Origin of the sequence: Streptomyces rhizosphaerihabitans, assembly GCF_025399795.1 — a bacterium.
Lineage (GTDB): Bacteria > Actinomycetota > Actinomycetes > Streptomycetales > Streptomycetaceae > Streptomyces > Streptomyces rhizosphaerihabitans.
This window is the reverse complement of record NZ_JAODTZ010000196.1, coordinates 1-408: the sequence shown is the minus strand read 5'-3', so window position 1 is coordinate 408 and position 408 is coordinate 1. Positions and strand designations below refer to the sequence as shown.

1 pseudogene is annotated in these 408 nt (G+C 70.1%); it reads right to left on the bottom strand.

The features are described from left to right. Positions 1-2: 2 nt before the first annotated feature. Positions 3-408: pseudogene (locus tag N4G66_RS45380) on the bottom strand (alpha-1,4-glucan--maltose-1-phosphate maltosyltransferase); the annotation flags it as partial.

Below are 408 nucleotides of genomic sequence, written 5' to 3'. Positions count from 1 at the left end.
CATCATGCGGGGGACCCTCCGATCCGCGGTGCCGGGCCGACAGTGAGCACATGTGCACCGCCCGGACCCAGGCGCACAAAGTTGGACCTGCCCCAGTTGTAGGTCTCGCCGGTGAGCTCGTCGCGCACCGGCACGCGCGCGTCCTCGCTCGGGGCGAGTCGCGGCATGTCCAAGGACACTGTGGCTTGCCGGGTGTGGTGGGGGTCCAGGTTCGCCACGACCACCACCGTGTCGTCACCCGAACGCTTGCTGTACGCGATGACGGCGTCGTCGTCGGCCCGGTGGAATCGGAGGTTCCGAAATTCGCGCAGGGCTCTGTGGTCCCGCCTGATCCGGTTCAGCCGGGTGATCAGCGGGGCGATCGTGCGGCCCTCGCGCTCGGCGGCCACCCAGTCGCGGGGGTGCAGC